General features: G+C 60.5%; 3 protein-coding genes. All 3 read left to right on the forward strand.

Annotated features, from left to right (window positions below; translation table 11 throughout):
• On the forward strand, positions 1-1785 hold a 1785-nt coding region (glmS, locus tag ACWI8T_RS09125; protein WP_449138711.1), incomplete at its 5' end, for a glutamine--fructose-6-phosphate transaminase (isomerizing).
• Positions 1786-2072: 287 nt separating this feature from the next.
• A complete protein-coding gene (gene acpS / locus ACWI8T_RS09130) occupies positions 2073-2600 on the forward strand; it encodes a holo-ACP synthase (protein WP_449138712.1) in 528 nt (175 codons plus the stop codon).
• A 13-nt stretch (positions 2601-2613) separates the two neighbouring features.
• A partial coding sequence (locus tag ACWI8T_RS09135; RefSeq protein ID WP_449138713.1) for an ADP-dependent NAD(P)H-hydrate dehydratase occupies positions 2614-3245 on the forward strand: 632 nt, incomplete at its 3' end.

Below are 3245 nucleotides of genomic sequence, written 5' to 3' on the forward strand. Positions count from 1 at the left end.
ATTCGCGGCCTGAAGCGCATGGAATACCGCGGCTACGATTCGGCGGGCATCGCCGTGCAAACGCCGCTGGGCCTCAACGTGAAGCACAAGGTTGGCAAGGTCGCCGGCCTTGAGGCCATGGTTGAGAGCATGGATATCGATGGCACGTGCGGCATTGGCCATACACGTTGGGCGACCCATGGTAAACCGAGCGAGAATAACGCGCACCCGCATACGGCCTGTGCGAACGATATCGCCGTGGTCCATAACGGCATCATTGAGAACTACGCCACGCTCAAAGAAGAACTCATCGGTCGCGGACATGTGTTCTCGAGCGAGACCGATACCGAAGTCATTGCCCATTTGGTTGAAGAAGCATACGACGGCGATTTGCTCGACGCTGTGCGCCAGGCGACCTATCGCTTGGCCGGCGCGTACGGCATCGCGGTTGTGTGCGATGCCGAGCCGGGCGTCATCGTGTGCGCCCGCAAAGATTCGCCCATCGTGGTGGGCCAGGGCAAAAGCGGCGCGCTCGTCGCGAGCGATATTGTGGCGCTCATCGACGAGACACGCGATGTGGTCGTGCTCGAAGACGACACCTTCGCGAAGCTCACGTTTACGGACGGCGAGTCGACGATTGAGTATTTCGACCAAGAAGGTGGCGAAATCCACCCGTCCGTCACGCATGTTGATTGGGATGTTTCCGCAGCTGAAAAGGGTGGTTTCCCCGATTTCATGTTGAAGGAAATCTACGAGGAGCCGCGCACGATTCGCGACACGCTTGCCGGCCGCATGGTGAACGGCCATTTGCAGTTCGACGAGTTGTCGCTCAATTACGACGAACTGGCAGCCATCGACCGCGTGTATATCATCGCATGTGGCACGAGCTACCATGCGGGCCTTATCGCGAAGAACCTTATTGAGGCGTGGAGCCGTATTCCTTGCGAGGTCGAGGTGGCGAGCGAGTTCCGCTATCGCAACCCCATCATCACGCCTTCAACGCTTGTAGTCGCCGTGTCCCAATCGGGCGAGACGGCAGATACGCTGGCCGCCATTCGCGATGCACGCATCAAGGGCGCGAAGGTATTCGGCATCACCAATGTGGTGGGCAGCCCTGTGGCGCGCGAGAGCGACGGCGTAATTTACATCAAGGCAAACAAGGAAATCGCCGTGGCGGCAACGAAGAGCTTCTTAGGCCAGGTGGCGGCGCTCACGCTGCTCGCGATGCTGCTCGGCCAGCTGCGCGGCGGTCTTACGACGGCTCAAATTCGCATGCTGTTCCGCGAGATGGCCGATACCGCACAGCACATTGAACAAATCCTGGCCGACACGAGCGCTATCGAAGAAGCGGCGCTCGCATGCAAAGATGCGCAGAATGCCCTGTTCATTGGCCGTGGCATTGGCTCCACCATTTGCTACGAGGGCGCGCTGAAACTCAAGGAAATTTCCTATCTGCATGCCGAGGCGTATGCCGCGGGCGAAATGAAGCACGGGCCCATCGCGCTGCTCGACGAGGGCTTCCCCGTGATTGTGGTTGCCACGAAGAGCCCCACGTACGACAAGGTGATTTCCAATATTCAGGAATGCAAGGCCCGCGGCGCCCTTGTAGTGGCGATTGCCACCGAAGGCGACGAGGAAATCAAGAAGCATGCCGACCACGTGATATATATTCCGAAGGTGCGCGATTGCTTCAGCGCCATTACAGCGAGCGTGCCGCTGCAGCTGTTCGCCCGCGATATTGCAATCGCTCGCGGATGCGACGTCGACCAGCCCCGCAATTTGGCGAAGAGCGTCACGGTCGAGTAGGGTGATTGCGCCGTTCTGCCGAACGGCGCATGAAGCCGACGCTGCGCGCGGGCCGGGCACGCCATCTTGCCCCTTGTGCATGGCACGGCGCGTACCGAAGTACGCTTGGCCATGCGGCGGGGCAACCTGGCGCACCGGGCCCGCGCTCGCTGACTTTTAGCGTGAATGGTGGCCGGGCCCGTTTGCCCGCAATGGCTTGACGCGTGGATTGTGAAGCGTTTTTGCACGCCTTCTTTATTGGCTAAACTGATGAATGCAGAAAACCATGCGCATAAAAGGAGGGTGTTGTGTCGGTTGGTTTGGGTGTAGATATCGTCGAAATCGAACGCATGCGGCGCATCTTGGATCGCACGCCGTCGTTTGCGCACAAGGTGTTTACCGATGCTGAGCAGGACTATTGCAACCGAAAGGGCAATCCGGCGACGCATTACGCCGCCCGATTCGCTGCGAAGGAAGCGGTGTGCAAAGCGCTCGGCACCGGCATTTTGGCAAGCGGCATAGGCATGCGCGACGTCGAGGTTGTGCGTGATTCCCACGGCAAACCTGCCATTGCGTTGCATGGCGCTGCTGCCCGCATCGCCGAAGAGCAGGGCGTTGTTGATGCGCCCCTGTCAATTACCTATACCCATTCGGTCGCGGTGGCCAACGCCGTGGCCATCACGAAGGCGTCGCAAGCCGAACGCGAAAAGCGCCGCGACGTGAAAGCCGAGCTTGCCCAGCAGTTCAAGGAAATGCGTGGCATGCTCGACGATTTAGGCGAGCAAACCGCAACGAGCGCCGAGGCCAAGGGCGCTGGCGAACCGGTGTCCGAATAGGGGGGGGCGAACCATGAAGACGATTACTTCGAAAAAAGCCGCGCGCCTGTTGCCAGGCCTTCTTCCTGGCGATAATAAGTACACGCGCGGTTTATGCGAGCTCGTCGTGGGCGACCCGATTTATGCAGGTGCGGGTGTGCTTGCCGTAATGGCTGCGACGCGCATGGGCGCAGGCTATGTGCGCGCCTACACAAGCTTCGAGACCGCCGCCGCGCTGCGCGTGGTGCAGCCGTCGTGCGTTTGCCAACCCGTCGACACGTTTGCGGAGCATCGTCATGCAGCGTGCGAGGGGCGCCCGTGCGCCGTTATCGTAGGAAGCGGCTTTGCCGTAAGCGATGCGTCGAAGGCAACGGTGCTCGATGTGCTTAGGCTCACGCAGGCGCCCGTGCTTGTCGATGGCGGCGGGCTTGCGGCGCTTGCAACCGACGAGGGCGCTTCCGCGCTGCGCGAGCGCTTCGTCGCGGGGCTTTCTACGGTTATTACCCCGCATAGGGGCGAGGCCGACCGCATTCTTGCAACGCTCAATACTGAAGAAGTCCAGGCATCGCGCGCTTGTTGCGAAAAGAAGGGCATCCCGGCGGCGGCGTTTGACGCACTGCTTATTGCAAGGGCCTTTGGCGTGATATGCGTGCTGAAAGGCCCCGA

This window comes from Slackia sp., from assembly GCF_977041755.1.